This is a genomic window from Paenibacillus sp. TAF43_2, from assembly GCF_052113545.1.
GTDB lineage: Bacteria > Bacillota > Bacilli > Paenibacillales > Paenibacillaceae > Pristimantibacillus.
The window spans coordinates 1-3,715 of the sequence record NZ_JBFRDK010000314.1; the positions used below are offsets into that span (position 1 = coordinate 1).

General features: G+C 31.7%; 2 protein-coding genes. Both read right to left on the bottom strand.

What is annotated here, in order from left to right; all coding sequences use genetic code 11:
* On the bottom strand, positions 1–2,160 hold a 2,160-nt coding region (locus AB4Z17_RS32730; protein ID WP_441964540.1), incomplete at its 3' end, for an AAA family ATPase.
* Between the two features lie 81 nt (positions 2,161–2,241).
* A partial coding sequence (locus AB4Z17_RS32735; RefSeq protein ID WP_441964542.1) for a DUF3732 domain-containing protein occupies positions 2,242–3,715 on the bottom strand: 1,474 nt, incomplete at its 5' end.

Here is a 3,715-nt window from a genome sequence, read left to right on the forward strand (position 1 = left end):
CCACTGTATAGCTGGGCTTGCGTTATTACCCTGTAGAAATCTATTTATATTGTTTATGCCATATAGACCATCATAATTCAAACAGAGAATGATTTGATCTTCTTCAGAATTGTCAAATATTGACTCATCCAACCTCACAGAAAAGTTATTTTTCACTAATGGTTCTAAAATAGCCATATCTATTTTTCGTACTCTATCCCACACATTAAGTAAGTTTGGGTTAGTAGTACGGTATGGTTTTGTTAATTCAAATGCGGATGTTTCAGATATGAAAGACCGTACAATACTAAACCAATTTCCAAATAAAATTGATTCAATCTGAAAAATATCTCCCACCAAGACCAATAATTTAAATGCTGCTTTATTAAGAATATCCCTCATGTCCGAATTGCTAACCGTACTACATTCATCGATAATCAACATATCACATATAACATCAGAATCTTTTGCTGATAAAAACTTACGAATAGTCATAAATGTGCAATTAGCAGCTGTTACTTTGCGTCTAAGATTGTCTACCGCTGGATTGGTGTTAGCTAAATATATTTTTTTTCTATCATTGAAGAAGTTCGATACATGGTTAATCAATGTCGATTTACCTGTTCCAGCAGAACCATAAATTAAAGCTACACGAGAATTTACAAACATTTGCTTCAATGCTGATTTCTTTTCATCACAATCTATACTATAAGCTGATGACTGTAACCAGAATTCCACTGAGTTTAAATAATTGTTGATACCAGATGAAGATTTCTCCGTAAGCTTTCTAATAATCTCAATGCTATCTTCAAGGTAGCTATTAATATAGATATGATCTTTAAAATTTTCCAACTTTCGATGACTATGTTTGTAATATAATGCATTATTATACTTTTTTATTAGAACCTCTATATTTTCAAATCCTTCAATATCTTTTTTAGGAGTGAACAATACTCCATTCCTTTCAGTGTTGTTTTTAATTAACCGTGCAAGAAGTTCATGTTCACGACCTACAGGTTTTATACACTCAAACAAATCTATGATTTTCGGATTGTGATTTCTCAACGATGTATTAAAAGGCATTTCATCAAACGGAATACAGCCATAGCTCAAATTCAAATATGATAAATTCCTGCAGGCCTGATTCCAATGCTGTTGCTTTAAAACTTTATTATTTAATTTATGAAGCAAATATCTAATTACATTTCTGCCAGGACTATTGCTAAGTACCAGTTCGCGACTTTTTTCCAAAGCATTAAAAAAACGAAAATCGGTTACGTTTCTAAATATTTCATTTTTAATATATAAGAAGTAATCATCAGAAGAATCTATCAAGTCAACTAAACTTATCCCCGTTTCCGTCAGGAAACGCATTAATTCGCGATATTCTATGGTACCACCATGAATATGGCGCTCCCCAACTATTTGAGCAAACCTATTAAGTTCACATGGACGTATCGAAACTTCCCATCCATCAATAATCTGAATAGGCATTATCTTTCCCATTATGTTAATAGTATCATTTCTTACCGAAAGCTTGACAGCATAATTGTTTGAAATATCCAATTTAGTAAACGCTATTACTCTATCAAATTTGCTTGTCTTATCACTAGCAACAGTGAAAGTCACCTCATAATATATATAATGGTTAATAAAAATCGGTTTAATTTTTTGAATATAGTACCTATCGCTATAAGAACTTTTGCTTTTATTAGAATGAGATTGATTAATTCTAGCAGCAATTTTTTCATAATATTCCGTTAGATTAGAATCAATATTAAGAGGGAATTTATCTATATTATCTAATACATCTAAATTATATGTGTTTTTTAGAAAAACCTTTATTTTCAGCATATACTCGTAGTACTTTAGCATGAGCCTTTCTGACTTTCCCTCATCAAGAGTATAATGAGAAGCTGAAATTTGTAACAAATCGTGAAATTTACTTAAAAATTTATAACTACCTTTTGATTTTATATGTTCTAGGGCTTTAGTGATATTATTATATACCATCTCAATATCTTTTCCGGCCCCATATATTTTTACCGCTATTGATTCAATAAAATTTCTGAGATGCGCTAGAATGTTTTGAGACAATAGTCCCCTTTCTGATGCATCAAATCTATCTATATTATTACAGATATTCCGATTAACAACTAATATATCTGAATCAATTTTCATATATGTAGTCTCCCCTACAATTCATCACGCTATCGTTCAAAGTACTCTGAATATAATTCCAATTGGCAAGAAACTAACAACTTATTCTATCCAATCTTCTGGAATTAAAGCTTTTCCATCTCTCCATCGTTCAACAAGATACACATCTTCCTCTGAACCTACCCAAGTGTTAGCATCAGCATGTTCAATAACAATAATTTGTGTAGCGTAATTCCTTAGTCTAATATGCTGCGATAATGCAGTGAAAATCTGTTGTACTCGTTGTATATCTTCTGACTTATAATCCAACTCTGACTTTTCTGGGAAATATACCTGACTTGGCTGATCAATAATTAAAAATTGCGGTACTGGATTCCAATTTAATTTAATAAAATGATCGTGCAACGCCAACATAGTCGCTATATGATATCCCATCCAGTTAGCACCACTACCTATTTCCCATAAATAATCTTCTCTATGCTTTGACTTCTTTTTTATAGTTAAATTTTTTATGTCTAGAGATATAGGATCGTCTGAGTCCTCCACCCCAAGAAACTTCGTGTATGTAGCAATCCCTTTCGAAACGTTTTGCAAATGCATTTCAAGCCTCGTTTTAATCTTCTGAGGATCTATTCTTGATTTCAATTTATTTATTCGCTTCTCCAATTCAATAATTTCATCATTTAAACTATCATCCTCATGAACCAGTTTATAATCTTCAAGAGACTTTTCTAATCTCCCAACAAAACGAAAAATCTCATTTTCAGTCTGTCTTAATTGTCTAGACTCTTCTGAATGAAACTCTAAGATTTCTCTCTGTGTTCTAATATTATTTAATGATTTTTCTAATTCGTTCAGTTTTATACGAACTTTTACGATTTCTCTATCTAACATATCATATGATTTTTTAATATCATTTGTAGAATTACTTATGAGTACTTGATACTCTGCTAGCTTACTTAGTTCATTAAATGCCCTCTCACTCTCAGCTCCACAAAAAGCACAAATATTAGTCGGCTCAACTAACTTTTTAAGCCAATTGACTGGTCCTAAACGATCATTTTGAGCTTTTAAAGAGTTTTCGTACTGCTTCTCTGATTCAAATAGTTTAGATAATTTATAAAGTCTATGACGCTGAGAACCTATTTCATGTGATATTTCAATTTCTTCGTTATATAATATTTGCAACTCAGTAACGGCTCTATTTGTAGCATCTTCTTCAACTTGAGGTAAACGATTACCCATATTCCTCGGCACCTGTTTTAAATAATCTATAAAAGATTGAGTTGACCATTCTGCTGTAGATTCCGGTGGATTCAAAATCAAACCAAATTCCAAAGCTTGAAGAAAATAGTTTTTGATTTGGTACAACCAGTGCTCTGTAGCTTTTTTAATTTCTCCGAGTTCTCTCATTTTTTTTGAATAATCTTTTTCAAGTTCTTTTAACTCTTGTCTTAAATATAATGTTTCTTTGTCAATAGCTCCCAAAACTAACGGAAATATATTTTTCAATCTTTCTTGATGGCTATATGTATCAGCTTTGTAGAAGAGTGTATACGGATTTGCTACAATATGC